At 50.9% G+C, this 2,322-nt stretch carries 2 protein-coding genes; both read right to left on the minus strand.

All coding sequences use genetic code 11. From position 1 onward, the window contains the following. A partial coding sequence (locus RMO15_RS24335; RefSeq protein ID WP_309718664.1) for an ATP-binding protein occupies positions 1–934 on the minus strand: 934 nt, incomplete at its 3' end. Positions 935–1,617: 683 nt separating this feature from the next. Beyond that, on the minus strand, positions 1,618–1,833 hold the full coding sequence (locus RMO15_RS24340) for a hypothetical protein (RefSeq protein ID WP_309718667.1): 216 nt from the start codon (positions 1,831–1,833) through the stop codon (positions 1,618–1,620). Positions 1,834–2,322: the final 489 nt, after the last annotated feature.

The raw sequence follows: 2,322 nt of genomic DNA on the forward strand, positions 1-2,322 counted from the left end.
CCAGTAGGCTGGGGTCTTCCACCACGCGAGACTCCGAGACACCCATCAGGTAGCCCGCTAGTCCGGTGTCGGTTAAGAGAATCTTAGGCGTTTTGAGAAGGCGTGTGCCCAGATTGTTGCTCCAGGCAGGAAGGAGCTTCACCAGATAGATTGCCTCCAGAAGTGCCATATAGCGCTGGAGGGTGGTGTAGGGCAGCGGAAGCGTTCGTGACAGATCAGCAAGATTAAGCAAAGAAGCTGAGCGGGTGGCAAGCAGGCTCATCAGACGTGGCATCTGGGTTAGCCCCTCGATATTGGCAAGATCCCGCACATCGCGCTGGAGGATGGTTGTCAGGTACGAGGAGTACCAGTCTTGGCGGCGACTTGTGCTTCGGGTGAGTGCTTCCGGGTAACCGCCTGCCAAAACGCGAGCCACGACATCAGCCCGATCCATCGCCTCGGTACGCGCTGGCAAGCTTCCCAGAGGAGTATCGGAGAAAAGCATATCAACGATGCTGGATGTGGTGCCTCCTAGCTCCGCCTGAGAGAGCGGCCAGAGCGTGAGAATCTCGACACGGCCCGCGAGCGACTCTGATACCTTGGGAAGCACGAGGACATTGGCGGAGCCTGTGAGTAGGAAGCGCCCCGGCCTACGATCTCGATCCACGCTGGCCTTGATGGCGGGGAGAAGCTCTGGGGCGTGTTGTACCTCGTCCACAATCACCGGCTCGCCACTGGCTGCCAGAGTCGCTAGAAACCCGGCAGGGTCGGCTTTAGCAGCGGAGAGTACTTCCAGATCGTCGAGGGTGACGTAGCGGCCAGGGAAGTCTTTGGGCGCGAAGGCGAGGTCCCGAGCCAGGGTTGTCTTTCCCGTTTGTCGCGCTCCGGTAAGTAGGACAACAGGGGTATCGCTGAGAGCCTCTTTGAGGTGCGGGGTTATATTTCGCTGATGCATGATTGAGTTCTCTGGTGTCTGGTTAGATTCTATTCTCTATATGGTGATATATTACCCATTACATGGTGAATTTACAAGAGGGTATTATAGTCCTCGCCAAAAAGGCTGATCGGATGAGAAAACGCCCCACTCATCTACTCGATTGGGTTAGTCCGGCATCTCCGTAGAAGGGGTACAGCAACGATTCCTTCATTTTTGGGCCATAAGGCTGATTCCCCCTCGTGAAAATGTCTATACTGATGCCGTTCCAGGGTGGCCAAAAACCTCCAGAGATTTTGGTGAGTGTTTGCCCAGCCTCCCCATCGTCAGTCTGACTCTCCAGTCGCATGACCAAAAAGTATAGTTTTTGGTTGCCTAATGCCGCCTTTAGCAAGGTTTGACTGAGAATGCACTATCGGTTTTGCTTGTGGCCCGAAAATGAAGGAATCGTTGTCGTACCCCTAGAAGCGGCCATCAAGACCTACCGATCAACCTTTTTGGCGAGGACTATAGCGCGACGTTTTTCCAGGAAGCGGTGAGTGGCAATCAGAGACCCAAGGACAAAACATGTAGCAATGAAAACAGATGTTTTTTTTATGCCTCTCACGGGAAAAGATGGTCAGTTACTGAGGTGATAGTTTCCTGAAAATAGGCATATTCCCAATCAAGAAAATGCGCTATTTCAGGAAACTAGAAGAGGTATGCTAGAGCTGATCCGGGTCTAAATTCTGCTGCTCTAAAGTTCCCACTAGCACAGAATCCAGAGTTCCACCATCCAAGCGATCTAGCTCGCCGTTGAGAAGTCCTCGGAGTCCTGCGCCGATTTGTGCCCAGTACACCCCAAGAACGCCATCTTCTCCAATGCGGCTTTCATACTGCTGTTCGTGGCTGTCCGCATAACGGAGCCAGCCGGAAAGCATCTCAACAAACGCTTTCTCGAATTCTGACTTTGGTGAAGTGATTGCGCTGAAGTGTCTGGTCTGCCAGCCCGAAGAATTCGAGAGCTGCCGAGGCATTTTGAAGAGTTTGTTTCTGCATTGTGTGTTTTTGTTTCTGCATTGTGTGTTCATATTTCCTTTCCTATAAAGGGTAAAAGTTATATTTAACTTATACGTATTAAATAGGTATAAGTCAATACAAAAAGTTATTTTTTAGGTATTTTATGCAGAATTAATACTGCAAGGTTTCTTCGCTTGTGCTAAGATTTTTGTGATGAAAACTGAACACGATGACAATCGAGAAAGTCCCGATTCCGGAGAGGCAAGAGTACGACGAAAGCCGGGGCCCGTGCCTGGGCCACCGACCCGCAAATATAATCTCCTGCCTCTCCGGAATCGGGACTTTCTCGATTGTCATCGTGTTCAGTTTTCATCACAAAAATCTTAGCACAAGCGAAGAAACCTTGCAGT

Source organism: Armatimonas sp. (assembly GCF_031410135.1).
In the GTDB taxonomy this organism is placed as follows: domain Bacteria; phylum Armatimonadota; class Armatimonadia; order Armatimonadales; family Armatimonadaceae; genus Armatimonas.

Coding starts and splice junctions, on each gene's coding strand:
- RMO15_RS24340 (WP_309718667.1), bottom strand. CDS start 1,833: ATGCTTTCCGGCTGGCTCCGTTATGCGGACAGCCACGAACAGCAGTAT.